18 protein-coding genes and 1 other annotated feature are annotated in these 20,491 nt (G+C 37.5%); of the genes, 9 read left to right on the forward strand and 9 right to left on the reverse strand.

Going from position 1 to position 20,491, the window contains the following annotated elements:
• Window positions 1–96: 96 nt before the first annotated feature.
• Both BQ5341_RS04170 and BQ5341_RS04175 read right to left on the reverse strand, forming a co-directional pair.
• Entirely contained in the window at window positions 97–471 is a 375-nt protein-coding gene (locus BQ5341_RS04170; protein ID WP_071130772.1) for a YtxH domain-containing protein, read from the reverse strand.
• Window positions 472–489: 18 nt separating this feature from the next.
• Window positions 490–918: an HIT family protein gene (locus BQ5341_RS04175; protein ID WP_071130773.1), complete on the reverse strand. Its 429-nt coding sequence runs from the start codon at window positions 916–918 to the stop codon at window positions 490–492.
• A gap of 157 nt (window positions 919–1,075) precedes the next feature.
• On the opposite strand from BQ5341_RS04175, the gene BQ5341_RS04180 reads away from it, so the two are divergent.
• The 5 genes from BQ5341_RS04180 to BQ5341_RS04200 all read left to right on the forward strand — a co-directional run bounded on the left by BQ5341_RS04180 (window position 1,076) and on the right by BQ5341_RS04200 (window position 6,022).
• Window positions 1,076–1,813: an ABC transporter ATP-binding protein gene (locus BQ5341_RS04180; RefSeq protein WP_071130774.1), complete on the forward strand. Its 738-nt coding sequence runs from the start codon at window positions 1,076–1,078 to the stop codon at window positions 1,811–1,813.
• Window positions 1,814–3,037 carry an ABC transporter permease gene (locus tag BQ5341_RS04185; RefSeq protein ID WP_071130775.1) on the forward strand — a complete coding sequence of 408 codons (1,224 nt, stop codon included), beginning with the start codon at window positions 1,814–1,816 and terminating at the stop codon, window positions 3,035–3,037.
• Window positions 3,038–3,142: 105 nt separating this feature from the next.
• Entirely contained in the window at window positions 3,143–3,928 is a 786-nt protein-coding gene (locus BQ5341_RS04190; protein ID WP_071130776.1) for a phosphotransferase family protein, read from the forward strand.
• A 47-nt stretch (window positions 3,929–3,975) separates the two neighbouring features.
• A complete protein-coding gene (trmB, locus tag BQ5341_RS04195) occupies window positions 3,976–4,623 on the forward strand; it encodes a tRNA (guanosine(46)-N7)-methyltransferase TrmB (protein ID WP_071130777.1) in 648 nt (215 codons plus the stop codon).
• A 64-nt stretch (window positions 4,624–4,687) separates the two neighbouring features.
• Window positions 4,688–6,022, forward strand: a complete 1,335-nt coding sequence (locus BQ5341_RS04200) for a metallophosphoesterase (RefSeq protein WP_083378587.1) — start codon at window positions 4,688–4,690, stop codon at window positions 6,020–6,022.
• A 43-nt stretch (window positions 6,023–6,065) separates the two neighbouring features.
• Here BQ5341_RS04200 and BQ5341_RS04205 read toward each other — a convergent pair whose 3' ends face one another.
• The 5 genes from BQ5341_RS04205 to BQ5341_RS04225 all read right to left on the reverse strand — a co-directional run bounded on the left by BQ5341_RS04205 (window position 6,066) and on the right by BQ5341_RS04225 (window position 10,418).
• Window positions 6,066–6,878, reverse strand: a complete 813-nt coding sequence (locus tag BQ5341_RS04205; RefSeq protein WP_071130778.1) for an amino acid ABC transporter substrate-binding protein — start codon at window positions 6,876–6,878, stop codon at window positions 6,066–6,068.
• Window positions 6,879–6,891: 13 nt separating this feature from the next.
• On the reverse strand, window positions 6,892–7,506 hold the full coding sequence (locus BQ5341_RS04210; RefSeq protein WP_071130779.1) for an amino acid ABC transporter ATP-binding protein: 615 nt from the start codon (window positions 7,504–7,506) through the stop codon (window positions 6,892–6,894).
• Window positions 7,507–7,517: 11 nt separating this feature from the next.
• On the reverse strand, window positions 7,518–8,159 hold the full coding sequence (locus BQ5341_RS04215) for an amino acid ABC transporter permease (RefSeq protein ID WP_071130780.1): 642 nt from the start codon (window positions 8,157–8,159) through the stop codon (window positions 7,518–7,520).
• Window positions 8,160–8,488: 329 nt separating this feature from the next.
• Window positions 8,489–8,712 (reverse strand) — a binding site (T-box leader).
• A 55-nt stretch (window positions 8,713–8,767) separates the two neighbouring features.
• Window positions 8,768–9,109, reverse strand: coding sequence for a hypothetical protein (locus BQ5341_RS04220; protein ID WP_158661737.1), 342 nt, complete (start codon window positions 9,107–9,109; stop codon window positions 8,768–8,770).
• Window positions 9,090–10,418, reverse strand: coding sequence for a DUF1576 domain-containing protein (locus tag BQ5341_RS04225; RefSeq protein ID WP_071130782.1), 1,329 nt, complete (start codon window positions 10,416–10,418; stop codon window positions 9,090–9,092). Before BQ5341_RS04225 ends, BQ5341_RS04220 begins: the two co-directional genes overlap by 20 nt.
• 180 nt (window positions 10,419–10,598) lie before the next feature.
• On the opposite strand from BQ5341_RS04225, the gene BQ5341_RS04230 reads away from it, so the two are divergent.
• The 4 genes from BQ5341_RS04230 (at window position 10,599) to BQ5341_RS10390 (ending at window position 18,977) form a co-directional block, all read left to right on the forward strand.
• Window positions 10,599–13,286, forward strand: coding sequence for a YhgE/Pip domain-containing protein (locus tag BQ5341_RS04230; protein ID WP_071130783.1), 2,688 nt, complete (start codon window positions 10,599–10,601; stop codon window positions 13,284–13,286).
• 94 nt (window positions 13,287–13,380) lie between these two features.
• Window positions 13,381–15,033 (forward strand): MutS-related protein, encoded by a 1,653-nt coding sequence (locus BQ5341_RS04235; protein WP_071130784.1) that lies wholly within the window; start codon window positions 13,381–13,383, stop codon window positions 15,031–15,033.
• Window positions 15,034–15,307: 274 nt separating this feature from the next.
• Entirely contained in the window at window positions 15,308–17,134 is a 1,827-nt protein-coding gene (locus BQ5341_RS04240) for an ABC transporter ATP-binding protein (protein ID WP_083378588.1), read from the forward strand.
• Window positions 17,115–18,977: an ABC transporter ATP-binding protein gene (locus BQ5341_RS10390; RefSeq protein WP_071130786.1), complete on the forward strand. Its 1,863-nt coding sequence runs from the start codon at window positions 17,115–17,117 to the stop codon at window positions 18,975–18,977. The genes BQ5341_RS04240 and BQ5341_RS10390 overlap by 20 nt, the downstream gene beginning before the upstream one ends.
• Before the next feature lie 77 nt (window positions 18,978–19,054).
• Here the strand turns inward: BQ5341_RS10390 and BQ5341_RS04250 are convergent, their stop codons facing one another.
• On the reverse strand, window positions 19,055–19,696 hold the full coding sequence (locus BQ5341_RS04250; protein ID WP_071130787.1) for a DsbA family protein: 642 nt from the start codon (window positions 19,694–19,696) through the stop codon (window positions 19,055–19,057).
• Window positions 19,697–19,777: 81 nt separating this feature from the next.
• A complete protein-coding gene (locus BQ5341_RS04255; RefSeq protein WP_071130788.1) occupies window positions 19,778–20,368 on the reverse strand; it encodes a CYTH domain-containing protein in 591 nt (196 codons plus the stop codon).
• Window positions 20,369–20,491 lie beyond the last annotated feature (123 nt).

A 20,491-nucleotide genomic window follows, 5' to 3' on the forward strand; every position in this document is an offset into this window, starting at 1 on the left:
TGAAAAAGCCCTTTGCTAAATTCTCGAAATAAATTCAAAAAAAAAACACAAATAGTCGCCAAATTTTAAATAAAGTTTAGCGACTATTTTGATGTTTTATTTACGTTTTGGTAAATAATAGCGAACGTAACGCGGTTTTTGAGCAGGAATCATTTCATCTTGTATTTTTTTTAGCGTTTCAGTGACTTGGGCTAAGCGTGGCTCCATTTGAAACTGATAATCGGCAAATGATTTTTGCAAATCACTAGTCAATACATTGAGGATAGGCATCGTGTCTTTTAATTTCTGGGCATTTTTTTTCACCGCTTGAAAACTTGTTTGCAAATTTTCTTTAGCGATTTTTAAATCTGTCCAATCGGTTTGGATTGCTTCTCGGGTTTCTTTACCACTAGCTGGGGCAACAAATAAACCGAAAAGGCCCCCGGCGAGACTCCCAAAAAATAAACCGTGGATAAATTTTTTCAATGACATAAAAAAATCCTCCTTTATTTATTTAGCGACATGTTTAGAAATTTGATCAGCAATAGCTTGCATTTTTTCGGGCGGATAGTCTGCTTGATGATTGCCAAAATGAATCGAAAAATCATCGTCTTTGCCATAACGAGGAATCAGATGGAAATGTGAATGGAAAACCGATTGATAGGCCAGTTGGCGATTATTATTTAAGACATTTAAGCCGTCAGCTTCCGGAAATGCATCGTCAAGGGCTTGGGCGATTTTTGGAATGCGGCTAAAGACATCGGCGGCCAATTTCTCATCGTAAGCAAAAAGATCTTCCACGTGTTTTTTTGGCACAACTAGCGTATGGCCTTTTGTCACTTGGGTCATATCTAAAAAAGCAAAAACCACATCATCTTCATAGACTTTGTAACTAGGAATATCTCCTTTAATAATTTGACAAAAAATACAATCAGACATCTAAAATCCCCCTTAATTATTTACCTTAACTTTACCACAAAAGTAAAATGCTGGCGAAAATTTTTCGCAAAAATAATCTCTGTGCTTTATAATAGAACAAACGAAGAAAAATGAACGCCAATTCAGGCAAAAATTCAATTAAAAACGAGGAAAGCAAATGACTTTAATTTTGAATCATTTAAACGCCGGGTACGGCAATAAACCAGTGTTAAAAGATGTGAATTTATCGATTGAAAGCGGGGAGATGGTTGGACTTATTGGTTTAAACGGCGCCGGAAAATCTACCACCATTAAAAATATTATCGGACTCTTGCAGCCATATAGTGGTGAGATTTCTTTAGATAATTTGACATTAGCTAAAAATCCTGGCGATTATCGGAAGAAAATCGGCTATATTCCCGAAAGCCCAATTTTATATGAAGAACTTACTTTAAAAGAACATTTAGAAATTACCGCCATGGCTTATGATTTATCTTGGGACAAAGCATGGGCGTTAGCAGAAGGCTTATTAAAAATTTTCCGCCTAGACACGCGCTTGGACTGGTTGCCGGTTCATTTTTCAAAAGGAATGAAACAAAAAGTGATGGTCGTCACCGCGCTGATGATTAACCCCAGCTTATTAATTATCGACGAGCCTTTTTTAGGCTTGGATCCGTTGGCGATTCATGATTTATTAGAATTATTAACAACGGCGAAAAAAAACGGGGCGGCGATTTTAATGTCGACACATATTTTAGCGACAGCTGAAATTTATTGCGATCGCTTTTTAGTGATGCACCAAGGAACGATTATCGCCGATGGATCGCTGAAAGATTTGCAAGAGCAGTTCAATCAACCAGGGAAAAGCTTAGATGAAATTTATCTCACCTTAACGCAAATAGAGCAGGTGCAATAGATGAATGACTTATTTAAAAAGCGACGTCAGGCCCAGCTACGTCTTTTAATGAAATATTTACGCTATGTATTTAATGATCATTTTACGATTGTTTTGTTTTTTCTGTTAGGTGGCTTTTTATTTTTTTATAGCCAGTTATTACAAACCATTGATCAGAAGGCCACGCAATTTGTTTGGTTGGCGGGATTTTTTTTACTGATTCTGTTTCCCTTTGGACATTTGGCGACTTTTGCTAAACCAGCCGACCAATATTTTCTATTGCCACAAGAAAGTGCGATGCTAGCTTATTTAAAAAAATCTTTTTGGCACTCGGTTTTCTTACCGATTGGTCTTTTATTAGCCGGTGTCGTCTTGACGGGTCCTTTATTAATATTAGTAGGCAATTTTTCGGTCGCCGAATTAATTGGCCTGTTCTTGTCGTTAGTCTTTTTAAAAATGATTGACCTGTTATTTCAAGTGCGGGCCAATTATAAAAAAGAACCAGTCAGCCGCTGGATATTACCGCTTGTGGCAGTCTTATTGTTCGCTAGTTTATGGACGATGATTTGGCCTTTGATGGCGGTAGCGCTTTTGATTTTTGTTTTCTTATATCAAAAAACTTTCTCTAATATTGATTCTGCACAATTTAAAACGGCTAGCCGGCCACTTTTTCAATGGGATTATTTTACCCAACAAGAACAAGCTCGGCAAAAAAAAATCTGGGCGTTTATCGCTTTATTTACTGATGTGCCTGAGGTTTCTAGTAAAATTTCCCGCCGCAAATATCTTGATTTCTTACTTCAATGGATTCCTAAAAATCAAAGTCACACGTATTTGTATTTATTTGCCCGCCGCTTTGTCCGAGGCAATGAGTATCGGAGTTTGTTTTTATCCTTGACAAGTTTAGCCGTAGCCATGATGGCGGTCTTTTCCAATTTTTATGGCGTGGTTATTTTAACGGCGCTCTTTCTTTATTTATTCGGCTTCCAATTGTTGCCCTTAGCTCGCCAATTTGATTACATGACCATGACGCAACTTTATCCGGTGGACAACACGCTTAAAATTAAAAATTTCCAGAAATTATTAGGTTTTATTTTAGTTTTAGAAAGTTTATTGTTGAGTCTTTTAAGCATTTGGTTTTTAACAATAGCTCAAGCGGGAATTTTATTTTTATTTTTACTTTTGGAAAGTTTTTTATTCACCGCTGGATACGCGCCAGTCCGCCTTAAAAAAAATTTAGCCTGATTTTTAATGGTTTAATTTCAAAAAAGAGAACATATATCCCCTTGACTCAAGAGAAAACTCTCGCTAAAATAAATATTGCGCACAAATTGTGGAGGAGGAGCTTTCATGGGACTGAAGTTGGATAATGATTGGCATTTACAACCGATTGACGGCGATACTGGCCAAGCATTTATGGGCATCAGAGCCGCCGAAAAAGTGTTTATCAAGCGAAACACGTCACCTTTTTTAGCAGCACTTTCCAGAGAAGGCATCACCCCAAAACTTGTCTGGACCAAACGCGCCGGTAATGGCGATGTGTTAACGGCCCAAGAGTGGTTAGATGGACGAGTCTTAAATGAAAATGAAGTCGGTCGTTATCAAGAAGTGATTACGATTTTGCGACATTTGCATCATAGTCCCTCATTAACAAATATGCTAAAAAAAGTGGGCGGAAAAGAAATTTCAGCTTTTGACCTGTTATTGCATTACGCTGAAGATTTGCCTCAAGCATTAAGAGACAACACCTATTTAACAAAAGTTTTTCGTCATTTGGAAGATCATTTGCCAAGTTTTGATCCGAAAAATTATGTGGCCGTTCACGGTGATACGAATCATCGCAACTGGATGTTAAGTGACACCAACCAGTTGTATTTGGTTGACTGGGACTCGGCGATGTTGAGTGATCCAGCAGTGGACTTGGGCTGTATTTTAGGGCGTTATGTGCCAATGGAAAAATGGTCAGCTTGGCTCGTTGCATACGGAACAACGCCAAAAAAAGAAGTTATGGAACGAATTCACTGGTACGGCACCATGCATCAACTGGAACAAATTAAAGTTCAATATCGAAAACGTAATTTCAAAAAAATGAACGAAGAGATCTTGATTTTAAAAACAAATTATAATTATTTGTAAAAAGAGGGGGCTGCGGTCTCCTTTTTTTATGGAAAGGAAGTTATGCAATGCGTTTACGTCACAAACCTTGGGCGCAAGAAACATTTGAACAAAATGAAAACTATGCCACCGGTCAGCCGGAAAATTTTCGGGGCAAATGGCAAAGTCGTTTTGAAAAAAATCAACCAATCCATATTGAAGTAGGTTCCGGCAAAGGCCGTTTTTTATATGATATGGCCGCAGCTCATCCAGAAATAAATTATATCGCTATGGAAATGCAAATCAATGCACTAGTGACAGCTTTAGATCGGCTGGTGGAAAATCCCTTGCCAAATTTACAATTATTATGGGCAGATGGTAGTAAACTGACGAACTATTTTGCTGAAAATGAAGTGGCGCGGATTTATTTGAATTTTTCTGATCCTTGGCCTAAGAAAAAACATGAGAAGCGTCGTTTGACCTATAAAACTTTTTTGCAACAATATCAAGAAATTATGGAACCAGATGGAGCGATTCATTTTAAAACCGATAATCAAGGATTATTTGAATATTCTTTAATGAGCTTGGCTAATTTTGGAATGACTTTTGATTTTATTTCCCTTGATTTGCACCAAAGTGAGTTTGTGGGAAATATTATGACGGAATACGAAGAACGATTTGCCCAACAAGGCAAACGAATTTATCGTTTAGAAGCGCAGTTTCCTTTAAAAAAATGAGCTTGCAAAAGAAGCAAATTAAATAAATTTATTGGCCGCTAAAAGATAGAAAGAAGTCGACAATTTGAAAAAAATTTTATGGACCTTGGCGAGCGTAGGATGCTTAGTGCTTATTTTTGCTGGTTTATTTTGGGTCAATCAATTAGGCGCCAAAGAAAAACCGACAGAAACAAATGCTGATTTTTGGATTATTTCTGATAATCATTTGTTGGCCCGATCTTTACATGATGATGGGAAAGCTTTTCAACAAATTGCCGCCACTACCGCCGGAAAAGATATTGTTTATAACGAAGAAATTTTAGAGGCGTTGGTGCAAAAAGCGTTAATCGAAAAACCAGATGTCTTAATTTTAACAGGCGATGTCACTTTAAATGGGGAATTGATTAGTCTACAAGCGTTGAATCGGATTTTTGCGCCATTAAAAGAAGCCGAGATTCCCGTGTTGGCAATTCCTGGCAATCACGATATTTTTGACGGTTGGGCAAGAAGTTTTATCGGCGACAAGCAACAAGTTATTGAACAAATTTCGACAGATGATTTTGAAAAATATTTACCGGATGGCTTTGATTTGTCTATTAGTCGTGATTCGTCGTCTCTTTCTTACACGGTTGATTTTGGGACGTATCGGTTGTTTATGATGGATAGTAATTTGTACACAATTGAAAAAAGTCATATGGCGCCCATTACTGCCGGGCGTTTTAAAGATGAAAACATTTCTTGGCTGGACCAACAGCTACAAGCTTGTCAAAATGACGGCCAGCAGCCCATTGTTTTTATGCACCATAATCTTTTGCAACATAACGAGCGAATTCATGATGGTTATGTTTTAAATAACGCCGCTGAAGTGATTCCTTTAATGAAGAAGTATCAAGTGCCCCTCGTTTTTTCCGGGCACATTCATGTTCAAGATATTATGGAAGATAGCAAAAATGGTTTTTATGAAATCACTAGCTCATCATTTAGTATTGCTAAAACGCAAGTCGGTCATCTCCATTTGTCGCCCAATAAAATAAGTTATCAAGCAGAAAGTTTTGATCCAACGTCCTATTTAAGTACGGCCGAAAAAAATCAGACAGATTTGCAAAATTATCCGAATTACATTCAACAATTATTTATGGAAGATGGAAAAAGAATGGCTTACCAAAATTTATTTGGCCAAGACATTTACGAAGATGAAATTGTGGATCCTATTGCCGATTTTGTAGGTCAGGCCAATCTGCGTTATTTTACCGGGAACAATAATTTATCAGCACAAGAGATTGCAGCGATTAAAGCAGAGCCAGGGTATGCGCTCTTAGAAAAATATGATCAGTCGCTTTTAAAATATGTGGAATCTACTTTAGTCGATCCGAATACGCCAGATAATTTGCATTTAGAAATTGATTTAACTGATAAATAAAAAATAAAAAAAGATCAACGTCACTATAGGCGTTGATCTTTTTTTATTCAGGTAAAGTGAGATTTTCTTGGAACCATTTTTCAGTCAACTTGCCGTAAGTGCCATCGGTGACAAGTTCTTGTAAGGTGTTGTCGATTTTTTCTTTTAGTAAAGTATCACTTTTTCGCATGCCAATCGCAAATGTTTCGCTAGGAAAATCGGTGTTAAAGGTCATATACTTAGCGCCATTTACATCGTGGGCTAAATAATAATTGGCATATAATTCGTCAATTAACAACCCATCGATTCGGCCGGCTTGGACATCGAGATAGCCTTCTGTAAAAGTTGGATAGGTGACCACTTCAGCTACCACATCTTTTAAAATTTCCGGCTGACTTTCCAGCGCCTCATAACCAGAAGAGGCCGATTGGACGCCGAGAATTTTACCGGCAAGTTGACTTGATTCGGTAAATTGATTTTCTTTACTAGTTAAAATCACTTGATGATTAGCTAAATAAGGAATCGAAAATAAAACTTGTTCTTCTCGTTGTGGCGTTTTGGAATACCCGTTCCAAATTAAATCAATCGTTTGGTTTTTCAATTCGGTTTCTTTCATGGACCAATCAATAGCTTGAAAGCGAACCGTTAAGCCAAGTCTATCGAAAACAGCTTTGGCTAAATCAATATCAAAACCTGATAACGTGCCATCTTTTTGCCTAAAACCCATGGGAACAAAGGTATCATCGAGTCCAACAATAATTTCTTGTCCGGCTACGGCTAGTGAGTAAGTGTCGGATTCTTGGTTGGTTTTCCGGCAAGCGCCTAAAGTGAAAGTTGTCAAAAAAATGGTAAAAATGAATAATATTTTTTTGCCCATAGCAACAAGCCTCCTATAAATTTAATGTTTTAGTAGCAATTTTTTGTGCAAAAAGCGGATCGTGGGTAACAACAATTTGAGTGATGCCTTCTTTTTGTAATTGTAAAATGAGTTGACTAACGGTATCGCGTAAAGCCGGATCTAATGCGGCGGTGGGTTCGTCGTAACCTAAAACATCCGGTTTTAAAGCCAGCGCCCGAGCAATGGCCACTCGTTGTTTTTGACCGCCAGATAATTGAAATGGATATTGTTTTCTTAAATCATTGAGTTCTAATTTGCTAAATAAATTTTCGATTTCAGGAGCGGAGGCTTGTTTGCTATTTGGATTCAAACGAGGGGCCAACGTAATATTTTCTTCGACTGTTAAATGAGGGAACAATTGATAATCTTGAAAAACTAAGCCTAAAATTTGTTCCTTTTCATTTTCTGGATGAAAAGGGCGATCGTCCCAAAAAAATTCACCGCTATCGGCTGTTTCTAAGCCTGCTAAAATCCGGAGCAAAGTCGTTTTCCCTTGGCCGCTTGGTCCGACAATCGTTAAAATTTCTCCTTCTTGTAAAGAGTAGGATAAACTTTCAAAAATATTTTTTTCGCCAAATTTTTTAGTCACATTTTTAAATTCCAACATAATTTTTCCTCCTATTGATAATAATTAAAGCCAGCTTCGATTTTTTTCAAAAGTGCAGTGATCAGTAAAATAAGGACGATATAAACAACTCCAACAGCCAAAAGTGGCACGAGGGTCACATCACGCTGCATGGCAATTTGGCCGGCTTTTAATAAATCGGACAAACCTAAAACATAAACTAATGACGAATCTTTAATCAAATTAATAATTTCATTACCCATGGGAGGCACAACATTTTTAGTCACTTGGGGCAAAATAATTTTTTTAAGTGTTTGTCCTTTAGAAAGTTTCAACATGCGGCTAGCTTCAAATTGACCTTTGGGAATGGTATTAAAACCACCACGAAAAATTTCAGCAAAGTAGGCGGCATAATTTAAAGTAAAGGCTAGAAGCGCTGCAGGGAATCGGTCAAAGACGACATGTAAAAGCGGTAGGCCGTAAAAAACAAAAATTAATTGTAATAATAATGGCGTGCCGCGCATTAATAAGACATACAAATCAAAGATCCATTTTAATGGTTTAAATTTGCTTTGTAGTGGGAAGCTCACCAAAAGTCCCAAGGGAATCGATAGAACTAAAGTTAAGCCAAATAATTTCAAAGTGGTGAGAACTCCGGTTAGTAAAGCCGGTAAAATATCTAATAAATATTGCATCTTTTTTCCTCCAATTTTTTTTAAATAAAAAACGCCCACTGGTTACTATGAATAACCAGAGGACGAAAATTTCGTGGTGCCACCTCAATTCGTTTTTTTCTCGCGAAAAAACCTCAGACTGTTTTAAACAGCCAACGTTAACGCCGTTATACGAAAAAAACTAATAGGAATCAAACAATGAAATACTTAAAATTGTTTATTCGTTCGCTTTTTTGACTTTTAAGGGTGAAGAAAAATTTCTTTGGTCTCAGCTTATCCAAAGTCTCTGTCATTATTTTTCCGTTTGTCTTAAAATTGTCGATATAAAAAAAGTCCCTTAGCGTAAAACGCTAAAGGACGATTTGACTCGTGGTGCCACCTTTTTTCGCTGATAAATCAGCCTCAGGGAAATAATTTCCTCGGTAACGGGGTGACCGGATTTTCCTAGACTAGTTTGCACTAGCTTCAAAAAATCAACTCCAAGCTGTGTTTCCAATTCACTGAAGCCTTCTTTTCACCGCCAGAAGGTCGCTGCTGTCTTCGTTTATTGTACTGAGCTTTTCAAAGTTTTTTTTATTGAACTTAGCATACGCTAATAAAAACTAGCTGTCAAATATTTTTTGTTTTTTTTAATTTCGGCGCAAGCAAGTGATTTGTAAAACTTCTTGATCATAGGCAATATCTACTTCATCTACCATCATTCCGATTAATTTAAAATCGCCAGACTCGTGGTAATTGGTTCCTAATAATTCTTCATAATAATCTTCCAATGACGGATTGCGCGGCACTTTTAAAGTATCAGCCAGCTCACTTAATTCTAAATCAGTCACTTGCGGATTGCCTTGAACGGTGACTAAAAAACCATCTGGTAAAAATTCGAGAGCCGTTTGAATATTTTGGGCGTAATGTAGCACCATAAATAATACCAACTCATCGCAAATGCGAATCGCCTTATGTCTTTCTTCCATCATGTCGTCCTTTCCCAATGCCTAAATGATCTAAAACTGGAACCATTAAAGCGGCAATAAATCCGCCAGAAAAACCATTGTTGTATAAATTTAAGCCACCGTGCAAATAACCAACGTTTGTGACTAATGCCAAATGTAAAAATCCAGCGACAACGCCAACAATCGGTCCGTAAAATCCGGCAACTGGTCCTAAAGTAGTGGAAAAAATAGCCGCCATTAAAAAGTTAGCTTCTTTCATTGGATAAAAATTAACGAGACCGGCGAGATATACACCAATTAAAAGTGGCACCGAGTTTAGCGGATGATTGCCGTAAGCACTAAAACCAATTACTGACAAAATGGCGCCAACAACAGGTCCATTTAAAGTGCCGTTAGTCAGGCGGACAAAAAGTAACATCAATAAACACATCAGACCCATATTAATCAGCGTCGGTCCGCGGCCATTATCATTAATAAAGTCCGTCATTATTTTTCCTGAACGTTTGAAAATTTTTATTAGGTGCCAATTTTTTTCGGACCAGCAAAAATAAAAACCTAATAGAAATAAACAAATAGCTAAGCCGACTAATAAATAAAATAATGTCTGGTCCGTATTTGAAGAGACGAGATAAGTAGAATCTATTTCCCAACCAAAAAGTCGAAAAAGTCCGGTGACCACCATGGAAATCATTCCGGAAGTAAAGCCGACATTGTATAAATTAAATCCTTGGGTGAAACTTTGAAAATGAGTTGCTAACGGTGGAATGATAAAACCAATGGCGACGCCAACGACTAAGCCTAAAATCAAACCGTAAGCAGTAGGCAGATGTCCAGAAAAAATAAGCATGCTAACAACCGGCGACAACGATGAGCCAAATAAAGCAACAATGGCAACTGACGAAAAGGGACGCCTTTGATGGCAAGAATACAAATAAGTTCCTAGTAAAAGCGGCAAGGAATTAAAAATATTTTTTCCAAATAATCCAAAGCCTGAAACCATAAAAATTGCCGCCACTAAAGGACCGGACACGGACACTTTGGCCCGATAAGAAATAAAGACAACAAAAAGTGTTAGTAAGCCGCAACTCACTAATGTTGCTCCCAGACTAGTTAAAGCGATATAATCGGTCACAAGTGGGGCCGGCGAAGTAATAATTTTTAAAAGTTGGGAACCCAACGTAGAAAAATCCGCAAAAAAGATTCCTAAGAAAAATAAAAGGAACCCATAACCAAAAAGGGGGCCAAAATGTAATTTTGCTAAATTTTTTGGGCGTTTTGCAAGATGAATCGTCGCTAAGCCAGATTTTAAACGCAGACGGGGAATTTTTTTCATAAAACCTCCTTTAAAAAAACTTAATGTTTGAGGGAGCGCTTTACACTTATTATACCGTAAGTTCGGCAATTTTTATACGACAAAAACGAACTTGTGTCAGTTCCAGTTAAAAAAAAATTGTGGTACATTGTTTCTCGGACCTTTCTTTGAACTTTTCCATACTTATATGAGGTGAAAATAATGAAACATGTAAAAAATATTAGAAAACTTTTTGGACTGGATTGGAAACGAATCGGTAAACATCCAGTGGCGCTTCTTTTAGTGATTGCCTTAATGATTTTGCCAAGTTTATACGCGTGGTTTAACATTAAAGCACTCTGGGATCCATATGAAAATACTAGCGAGCTGCCGATTGCCGTTTATTCGGCCGATGATGGGGCGACGTTTAACGATGAAGAAATTCAAATCGGCAGTGAGGTGATTGAAAATCTTCACGATAATGATCAGCTGGGTTGGCAATTTGTCGATTCCAAAGAGGATTTAACAAAAGGTGTGCAATCAGGAAAATATTATGCCGGAATTGTTTTGCCGGAAAATTTTTCGGAAAATTTATTGAGTTTTACAACTGGCGAAATTGAAAAACCGCAACTGGAATATTACGTCAATCAAAAAATTAACGCCATTGCCCCAAAAATTACGGATAAAGGGGCCAGCAGTATTCAAAGTACGATTTCGTCAGAATTTATTAATACCGCCAGTTCAACTTTGGTCAAAGTGTTTAACGAAATTGGCTTTGAGCTGGATAGTAATCTAGTTTCTATTACTAAAATCACGAGTTTAATTCAAGATGTCAATGCCAATCATGATGAAATTAATGGCTATGTCGATCAAATTATTTCTTTGAATAATCGGATGCCAGAATTTAAAGAAAAACTCACGTTGGCCCAAACATTTATGGATTATTTGCCCCAAGTTGATGCGTTAACTGAAAAAGTCGTTGATTTAAATGAAAAATTCCCCGAAATAAAAGAACAAGCGGGTATTATTTTAACGTTAGAAGAAAAAATCCCCGAAATCGAAGCGGCCGGGACACAATTGGCCCAAGTCGATAGCGATTTTTCACAAATTGAAACAACTTTAAATAACGGCATCGAAGAAGCAAAAACCGGTCTTGGCGTTTTGCAAGCCGTAGAAACATCGTTACCAGAAATCGAAACATTACTCGATACTAGCTCTGAAGTGGTGACGTTTGGGTCGGATGCTTTAACGCAATTGCAAACGAATTTGCCAGAAAATCTCGACCAAATTATTGGCGCTACATTGCAAGTGTTGCAAGGAACTAGTCTCAATGTCGCCCAAATTTCTGGAAATTTATCCGAATTAGCGACATCAGAAAATCAAGCCGAACTTTCTGCAGGCTTAGAAGATTTGAACGGCTTAGTGGATACGCAAAAAACAACGATTGCTAATATTGAAAAAATGCTAGCCTTTCTAGGAACAGATAATCCGCAAATTGTGGCCCTGACACAAGTTTTACAAAATGCTCAAAGTAATTTGGATGTCTTGCAAACGCGATTAACGCAAATTAAAACGCAAGTAGATAATGGCGATATGGAACAAGCTAAAGCTGATTTACAAACGTTGTCGACACTAGCTCAAACTATAAGCGACCAACTAGGAGCCGTTGATGCAAAAAATCTTAGCGCAGAAATTAAAACGGCGCTAGAAAAATCTTTGACGGCTCTAGATGCCGCCAATCAATTACTCACGAAGGCCCAAGCGCTGGATTTAGAATCGTTTTTAACAGCGACTGAAACCACTGTTAGTGATGCGATTACTCTTTTAGAAAAATATCAAAAAGAATTGCCAGAAATTAAACAAGAAATTCATGATGCCAATCTTTTATTAAATGGCCACATGACCGAAATTACTGGTGCCATTACGACTGGGGCTGATTTATATCGAGACGAATTGCCAACTTTAGAAACTAAATTAGATCAAGCGGCAACTTTTATTGAAAATGATTGGCCGAAAATTGAAGATGATTTAACCACCACGATGACAGTCGTCAATGAAAAATTCCCAGAAGTGGAAAATGCATTAGCAATGGCTGCCGAACTTTTAGAAAACGACTGGCCAACCATTGAAGCAGGCTTAGCTAAAGCAGGCGATGCTATTGATATGGCTGAAGATAATGCGGATTTAGGAGAAATTATTTCCTTACTGAAACTTGATGCCACAAAAGAAGCCGACTTTTTCACCACACCGGTAGAACTAGTGGACAATCCGATTTATCCAGTGCCTAATAATGGCTCGGCATCGACACCTTTTTATACTGCTCTTTGTTTATGGGTAGGCGCCCTGTTGCTATCTAGTGTCGCTTCGACGGATGTTTATTTAAAAGATGACGACAAGAAAAAATTTAGTCCTCGAGAAAAATTTACCGCCAGACTTTTGAGTTTCCAAGTGATTGGCCTAGCCCAAGGATTAATTGTTTCTTTGGGGAATTTATTCTTGCTCCATGTTTACGCAGTCAATCCGGTGTGGACTGTTGTTTGGGCCGAACTTGTGGCGCTCACCTTTATGACGATGGTCTACGTTTTAGCGGCACTCTTTGGCAATGTCGGCAAAGGGATTGCGATTATTATTTTAGTGCTGTCGATTTCAGGCGGTGGGGGAAATTATCCGATTCAATTGTCGGGGAAATTTTTCCAAATGATTAATCCACTCTTACCATTTACTCATGCCGTTGATTTATTGCGAGAACCTGTGGGAGGAATTTACTGGCCCAATGCCACTGGAAATATTTGGATTTTATTTGGTTTACTCGTCGGCTTTTTCGTTTTGGGAGTTATTTTATATCCGAAAGTTTCTAAAGCTTCTAAAAAACTAGCTGAACATAGTCATCGTGCTCATTTTTTCCATTAAAATAAAAGAAAACTCGCCGAAAAAATTTTTTTCAGCGAGTTTTTCTTTTTGCCTTACAACCATGTATAATATAAAAAGAGAAAGGTTGTGGAAAATGAGTCAAGAACAATTATTTATCGGCGGCGTCGTTTTATTTGTCATTGCGTTGCTATTATTTATTAAAGTCAATGGAGATATCCAACTAAAGAAATCTGTCCGAAACGCTCAAGGCAAGTTTCCGCGCGTTGTGGCGGGGCGTGATACAGAAAAAAGTTTAAAAGAAGCTTTTAAACAAAGTTCAACTGGAGAAAATCAAGTGGAAATAGATGATTTAACTTGGAATGATCTGGATATGTTTACCGTCTTTCAAATGATTAACCAAACATTTTCAAGTATTGGTTCTGAAAATCTATATCAAAGAATGCGCAAATACGGACTGGATCAAGATTTTTCACAATTAGAAGAATTAATTACTTTTTTGTCAGAGCATCCTAAAGAAAAAGAGGATCTTCAATGGGCCTTTGCTAAACTGGGGAAAAAGGATTATAACGCCGTTCAAAGTTACTTAAAAGAACCGAAAAAACAACAATTAGGGAATCCTTGGAGCTTTTTATTTTTAGGTATTTTGCCGATTATCGGGTTAATCATGCTCTTTTTTAATGCATTAGGTTTGCTTGTTTTAATTTTTAGTGTCCCGTTTAATGTTGTGTTTTATTTCCGCAAAAAAAATCAAATGGAAACCGAATTGCTTTCCATGGGGTATTTAGTTCAGACGATTTTATGCGGAAAAAATATGAAAAAAATTACCCAACCTACGCAAGAAAAAATCAAAGAAAATTTGCGTCCGCTTGAAAAAATTACTCGTTTTGCATTTTCATTTTCCGTAAAAACCAATACAGATGGTGATTTATTTATGGAATATTTTAATATGATTTTCTTGCTGCCGTTTATTTCTTACAATTTTGTTTTAGGAATTTTACAAAATCACCAAAAAGAAGCGCAAGCGCTATGGCAGTTGCTGGGGGATTTGGAAGCCGCGTCGGCTATTTTGAATTTCCGGGAAATTATGCCTTATGCTACACAACCAACTTTTCAAAAAGAATTGCAAGTTCACGCCAAAGACGTCTATCATCCGTTGTTAAAAGAGCCAGTGGTCAATGATATCGACTGGACTAAAAACACGCTGATTACCGGGTCCAATGCTTCAGGGAAATCCACTTACGTTAAAGGTGTAGCGATCAATTGTTTATTGGCGCAAACGATTCACACCACTTTGGCGGAGCAATTTAGTTTGCCCCATAGCTTGGTGATTTCTTCCATGGCCTTAGAAGATAATATTTTTGCCGGGGAAAGTTATTTTATCGCTGAAATAAAATCAGTGAAACGAATTATCGACCACGTGAAAAAAGGTGTGCCGACTTTATGTTTCATTGATGAAATTTTAAAAGGAACCAATACGATTGAACGAATCGCCGCTTCCAGCTCAATCGTGGCGTGGCTAGCCGACCACGGCGCCTTATCCTTTGTGGCGACTCATGATATTGAGTTAACCGAAATTTTGAAAAAACAATGCGCCAACGTTCATTTTTCTGAATCGGTAAATAAAAAAGGTGTCTTCTTTGATTACAAATTAAAAGACGGCCCGGCCAAAACCCGCAACGCCTTAGCCTTACTTAAAGTTTTAAAATATCCAGCAGAAATTGTTACCGCCGCTCAAAATGAAGCCAGCTCATTTGAAGAACAACGCGCTTGGCGAGAAATCGATTAAAAAAAATCCGATCATCTGAAAAGATGGTCGGATTTTTTTGCGGAGCTGAACACTTTTTTTACAACCTTTTTGACGGTGTGTGGGGGCTAGCAGTTAGGAAAATAGAGAAAATACTTTCTGCGCGTTTCACACGCATGCACCATTTTCCTAATTTTCTACACTGCTGACCAGCCCCAACACAACCTTTTTTTACATTTCGGGTTGAAAATTCGACCGTTCGTGCAAAAGTGCTTTTTTTTTGAAAATTGCGTGTATATTAAATAGTGAGGTGAGGATGATGAAATTTAGTTTATGGAATAATTTTATTTGGTACTTTAAGATTGTCGTTAAACAAAAGACAATACTTTTTGTTTATATGTTTTTGGGCGTTATTTTAAATACGGCAGCTCTTATTTTAACGGCTTATTTACCAGCCATTATTGTCTCAAGTGTGGTGGATCATTTGCCGCTGGGGCAAGCATTACTTAAAATTGCTTTAGTAGCTCTTTTTTTGAATTTGGCACAAATGGGTGAAAGTCTAATTTGGACAATTTACGCCGCTGTTCCTAAAATGGGCATTCGTTTGGATGAAATGGGTAAAGCCAACGCTCAACTGGTGGAAATTCCTTTTGAAAAATTAGAAAGTGTCAAAACTCGGACAACGTTGGAAAAAGGATTTCAAAATGCTTTCTTTTTAGGAAATACTTCCGGCATGGAAAGTTATATTGATCAAAGCTATGTAATAGTGAAAAATGTTTTGAGTCTTATTATTTTCCTGACCAGTTTAACAGTTTTTAATCCTTGGATTTTAGTGGTGATTTTAGCCAGTGGAGCAGTAACCTTTTTTGTTAATCTTCATTTTAATCAAACTTTTATTAAAATCCGCGAAAAACTGATGGCCTTTTATTTAAAGATGCGCTATTTAAAAGACAATGCTTATAAAATTGAAAATGGGAAAGATATGCGTTTATATCAAATGACGGGCTGGTATCAAAAATTACTTGCGCAAAATGTTGACGGACAAATTAATATTCAAAAAGAAGCTGGTCAACGCAACATCTTGCAACGTGGTGTAGAAGCGACTATGAATTTATTGCAAAATGCGCTAGGTTACACTTTATTAATTATTGCTGCTACTGCCGGCACGCTAACGATTGCGCAATTTACGCTGTACTTTGGTTTTATGAATCAATTTGCCAAATTAATTAGCAACTTAGTGACTGCCAGCATGACGCTTGACCGGGCCAATCAATACAATACGGATTTGCGCAAATGGTACCAAGAGGCTTCAGATAGTTTGCTGCCTTATGAAAATAGACACGGGAAAATTGACCCATCAGAAAAAATTTCTTTAACTTTTGAGACGGTGAGTTTTAAATATCCCCAAAGCGATACTTATTCGGTGGAAAATGTCAGCTTCACTATTGCGGCTGGTGAAAAAATTGCCTTAGTCGGTGCAAATGGGGCTGGGAAATCCACCATTGTAAAATTAATTGCCGGACTTTTGGAACCAACGAGCGGCAGAATTTTAATTAACGGACAAGATATTACCACCATGGATCACGATTATTATTTAGCGCTAATTGCGCCGGTTTTTCAAGAGGCTTTAGTATTTGCTTTAAGTGTCGGGCAAAATATTTCTTTAGGGGAAACGTATGATGTGAAAAAAGTAGAACAAGCTTTAAAAGATAGCCATTTGGATCAAAAAATTGCCCAACTGCCACAAGGTTTCGATACACCTATGACCCATTATTTAGACGCAGATGGCATAGAACTTTCAGGCGGCGAAGAACAAAAATTAATGTTAGCTCGCGCGCTTTATAAAGATGCGCCGCTTTTAATTTTAGATGAACCAACCGCCGCTTTAGATGCGCTGGCCGAAAAAGAATTATATGAAGCTTACAATCAATTAGCTCACCAAAAGACTTCAATTTTTGTTTCTCATCGCTTAGCATCGACTCGTTTTTGTGATCGGATTTTCTTTATGGAACAAGCCCAGTTAAAAGAAGTCGGCACCCACGAAGCGCTGCTAGAAAAAAATGGAGCTTACGCTAAGATGTATCACGTGCAAAGTTATTATTATCAAAAGGAGGGCGCTGAAAATGAAAAAACTTTGGCCTAATTATCAAAAGATTATTCAACTTATTTGGCGGATTCAAAAATCAGTTTTTGTTTATGGCTTTTTCCTCGACTTAACGACCATTTTATTGCCGTATCTCGCCCTCTGGTTGTCGGCAATTATTGTCAATGGATTAGTAACAGGCCTCAGTGCGCAAAATTTATTAACGCAAACAGGCATTTTCTTAGGCGCCATTTTTTTAGTTACGCTGTTACACAGCTGGCTCACCAATCGCTCAGAAATTGTCAATGAAGAATTTGAATTGAAATTACAAGCAGAAGGCACGTTGAAATTATTAAGCATTCCTTATTATCAGCTGCAAGATGCTGAAATTCGTGAAAATTATCAACGGGCGCAAGACTCCATGCAATATAGTGGGGGTTTTACTAGCTTATTAGATAACGGCATGTCAGCCTTACTGCAAGGGGTGATTGCCTTAATCATTGGAATCATTTCATTAGGGCAACTGCAATATTTTAAAACGACCGATCCAACAGGTTTATGGAGTAATTCTATCTGGTTTGTTTTTCTGTTATTAGTAGTGATTTTTGTCCCGATTATCTTAAATATTAAAATCGCCACTAAACGAGTGGAAATTGAAAAAAATTCTTTTGAAGAAACGGTTCAGATTAATAATCAAGCGAATTATTTGCTCAATCTTTTTATTAATTATGAAAATGGACCCGTCTTACGTTTATATCAAGCAGGTCTGACGATGGTTGGCCGCTATAAAAAATTCCAAAAAGCTTCTGAAAATATTTTTCAAAAACAAGCATATGCGGAAGGAAAATTGCAAAGTTTCACTAGCATTTTGGCCAGTATTTTAAATGCCGCCGTGTATTTATTAGTTTTTTTAAAAGCGTATTATGGGGCAATTGGCGTAGGGTCAGTTTTATTGTATGCGGGATATTTTTTGACAATGACCGGCGCTTTAACGCAATTATTTACCTCGCTTGCTGGAATGAATGGCAAGGTCGAAATTTTAGCTTATTATTTTGACTTTTTGCATTTAAAGCCTTTAGAAACCGGCACTTTACCCGTAGAAAAAAGAGACGACAACCAATATCAAATCGAATTTCACGATGTCTCTTTTCAATATCCAGGAAGCGACGAATGGAGTCTGCGGCATGTGGATTTGAAATTAAAAATCGGCGAAAAATTAGCAATCGTCGGTCGCAATGGTTCTGGGAAAAGTACGTTAGTAAAACTATTAACTCGCCTGTATCCTGTGACGGAAGGAAAAATTACTTTAAACGGCATCGAAATTGAAAAATACGATGTCACAGAATATCAACAATTATTAGCCGTTGTTTTTCAAGATTTTAAATTATTTGCCTTTAGTGTCGCTGAAAATGTCGCTGCCAGTCACACACCCAATAACGAGCGGGTCAATCAAGCATTATATATTGCCGGCATTCAAGATAAAGTGGCGACTTTTCCAAAAGGGATCGAGACGACTCTTTACAAAAATATTGATGAAGACGGGATTGATGTTTCAGGTGGCGAAGCGCAAAAAATTGCGATTGCCCGCGCTTGGTATCGGGATGCGCCTTTCGTTGTTTTGGACGAGCCAACTTCAGCGTTAGATCCTTTTTCAGAATTTGAAGTGTATCGCCGGTTTGATCAACTGGTAGCGGATAAAACGTCCATTTACATTTCTCACCGGATGAGTTCCACCAAATTTGCCGATAAAATTGTCGTGTTCGACCACGGCGAAATAATTGAAAGTGGCAACCATCAAGAGTTAATGAATCAAGCGGGGATGTATGCTAATTTATTTAAAGCCCAAGCAGCTTATTACACGGAAAAACTTGATAAAGAACAAGTGGCAACCTTATTTGCTTAAAACATTTTCTTAAAAAAAAACACAAAAAAATCGCTGATGAATGAAAATTCATTAGCGATTTTTATTTTTTTATAAAATTAAACGAGATGAAGATGATTTTTTTTAAGTCGTTGATGGCCATTTGCCAAATTTTCCCGCAGCTCTTCTTGTTCAGTATTGCATAACCGAGCAATCGCTGAAAATTCTTTACAAACATCGCCAGTTAATAAAACACCGAAGTCGCGCCCGGAAGCGTAATTGTAAACTACAACAGAAGGCGTTTGGACAATAGACATATCATGGGCAATTTGTTGATCAGTTAAAAAAGCTTCTTTAACCAACCGACTGGACCGATCATGGTGAAATTCTTCCAAATCACCACCGGCGGCAGTAACCAATTGATCTACCAATTTTGGTTCATAAGCTAATTTTTCGATGCCACATAATTTTTGCAACTGTAATAAAAACGAGCGGCCTTTTTTCTTGCCTTGTAATTGCAGTGTTTTATAATCTAGTGCAGCATTGTAAAAAGTTTGAAAAATTTCATTCCGCAAGGCCAAATCACCTTTTGGCAAGTTATAAATTTTCATAAAACGGTCCACCACGTGCATATTAACGAACGGCACAAAGCGAAACTGAATTTTTTTTTGACTCTCCGCTTCAACTAAGCGAAGGATTTGTCGTTCCGCTTGGAAGCACTCGACGCCCAACGGATTGACGAATAAATAAATTTCTATCATCAATGTTCCCCCAATTATCCTGATCACTCACACTCATAATCTATCAGAAATGAGGACGAATTTGAAATATTTTGTCTTATCCTATGAATTTTTAGCGCCAGGAAAATTTTTTCCAAAGAGCATTCGCTGAATTTTACTTTTCGCTTTGGTGTCGGGAATTTGATATTTTTTTAAAAATTCCGCAAAATCTTTCGCTCCTTGCGCTTCATTTTCCACTTCTAATTCTAATTCATAATCGGTAAAGCCATAATAGACCGAGCGATCCAATGCCAACAAGCCAATCGGTAAAAGTAATTCATTGCGCCACGTTTCTAACTGGCCAAAGACTGATAATTTTGCCGGATGAATCCGAAATTCCGCTAATTTATCAGCTACAGCGCCTTGTTTTAAAAATTTCCCGCTCGCAATTTGGGCGACTTGTTCAGAAGTTAAAAGATCGGTAATTTCTAATTTACCAGAGGACTGTGGGACTTTTAAAGTCAATTCTCCGCTATTAGTAAATTCTCGTAAACGCAAAGAACAATGGCGATGTTTTAAATGGGTTTTGTAAGTATCGAAATAATAATTTTTTTGCCAAACCGCCTCTTGTGCTGGTAATTGTAAATCTTGCTGCAATTTTTCATAATTTTGCTTTGTTAAAAGCGTTTTGAATTCAATTTCTAGACTTTCCATAATTTCTCCTTTAACACACTTGTTTCTATTGTTCTAAAAAAAAGGGGATTCGTCAAGGAAAATTTTATTTTTCGAATTTTTTTTTGCTAGCTTAGTGTAACAAGAGTCAAAAAGCGCGCATTT

Source organism: Enterococcus timonensis, from assembly GCF_900104595.1.
GTDB lineage: Bacteria > Bacillota > Bacilli > Lactobacillales > Enterococcaceae > Enterococcus_J > Enterococcus_J timonensis.

Bases quoted from the DNA above. Each gene is read 5' to 3' on its own strand.
- BQ5341_RS04170 (WP_071130772.1), bottom strand. From the start codon at position 471: ATGTCATTGAAAAAATTTATCCACGGTTTATTTTTTGGGAGTCTCGCC.
- BQ5341_RS04175 (WP_071130773.1), bottom strand. From the start codon at position 918: ATGTCTGATTGTATTTTTTGTCAAATTATTAAAGGAGATATTCCTAGT.
- BQ5341_RS04180 (WP_071130774.1), top strand. From the start codon at position 1,076: ATGACTTTAATTTTGAATCATTTAAACGCCGGGTACGGCAATAAACCA.
- BQ5341_RS04185 (WP_071130775.1), top strand. From the start codon at position 1,814: ATGAATGACTTATTTAAAAAGCGACGTCAGGCCCAGCTACGTCTTTTA.
- BQ5341_RS04190 (WP_071130776.1), top strand. From the start codon at position 3,143: ATGGGACTGAAGTTGGATAATGATTGGCATTTACAACCGATTGACGGC.
- trmB (WP_071130777.1), top strand. From the start codon at position 3,976: ATGCGTTTACGTCACAAACCTTGGGCGCAAGAAACATTTGAACAAAAT.
- BQ5341_RS04205 (WP_071130778.1), bottom strand. From the start codon at position 6,878: ATGGGCAAAAAAATATTATTCATTTTTACCATTTTTTTGACAACTTTC.
- BQ5341_RS04210 (WP_071130779.1), bottom strand. From the start codon at position 7,506: ATGTTGGAATTTAAAAATGTGACTAAAAAATTTGGCGAAAAAAATATT.
- BQ5341_RS04215 (WP_071130780.1), bottom strand. From the start codon at position 8,159: ATGCAATATTTATTAGATATTTTACCGGCTTTACTAACCGGAGTTCTC.
- BQ5341_RS04220 (WP_158661737.1), bottom strand. From the start codon at position 9,109: ATGATGGAAGAAAGACATAAGGCGATTCGCATTTGCGATGAGTTGGTA.
- BQ5341_RS04225 (WP_071130782.1), bottom strand. From the start codon at position 10,418: ATGAAAAAAATTCCCCGTCTGCGTTTAAAATCTGGCTTAGCGACGATT.
- BQ5341_RS04230 (WP_071130783.1), top strand. From the start codon at position 10,599: ATGAAACATGTAAAAAATATTAGAAAACTTTTTGGACTGGATTGGAAA.
- BQ5341_RS04235 (WP_071130784.1), top strand. From the start codon at position 13,381: ATGAGTCAAGAACAATTATTTATCGGCGGCGTCGTTTTATTTGTCATT.
- BQ5341_RS04240 (WP_083378588.1), top strand. From the start codon at position 15,308: ATGATGAAATTTAGTTTATGGAATAATTTTATTTGGTACTTTAAGATT.
- BQ5341_RS10390 (WP_071130786.1), top strand. From the start codon at position 17,115: ATGAAAAAACTTTGGCCTAATTATCAAAAGATTATTCAACTTATTTGG.
- BQ5341_RS04250 (WP_071130787.1), bottom strand. From the start codon at position 19,696: ATGATAGAAATTTATTTATTCGTCAATCCGTTGGGCGTCGAGTGCTTC.
- BQ5341_RS04255 (WP_071130788.1), bottom strand. From the start codon at position 20,368: ATGGAAAGTCTAGAAATTGAATTCAAAACGCTTTTAACAAAGCAAAAT.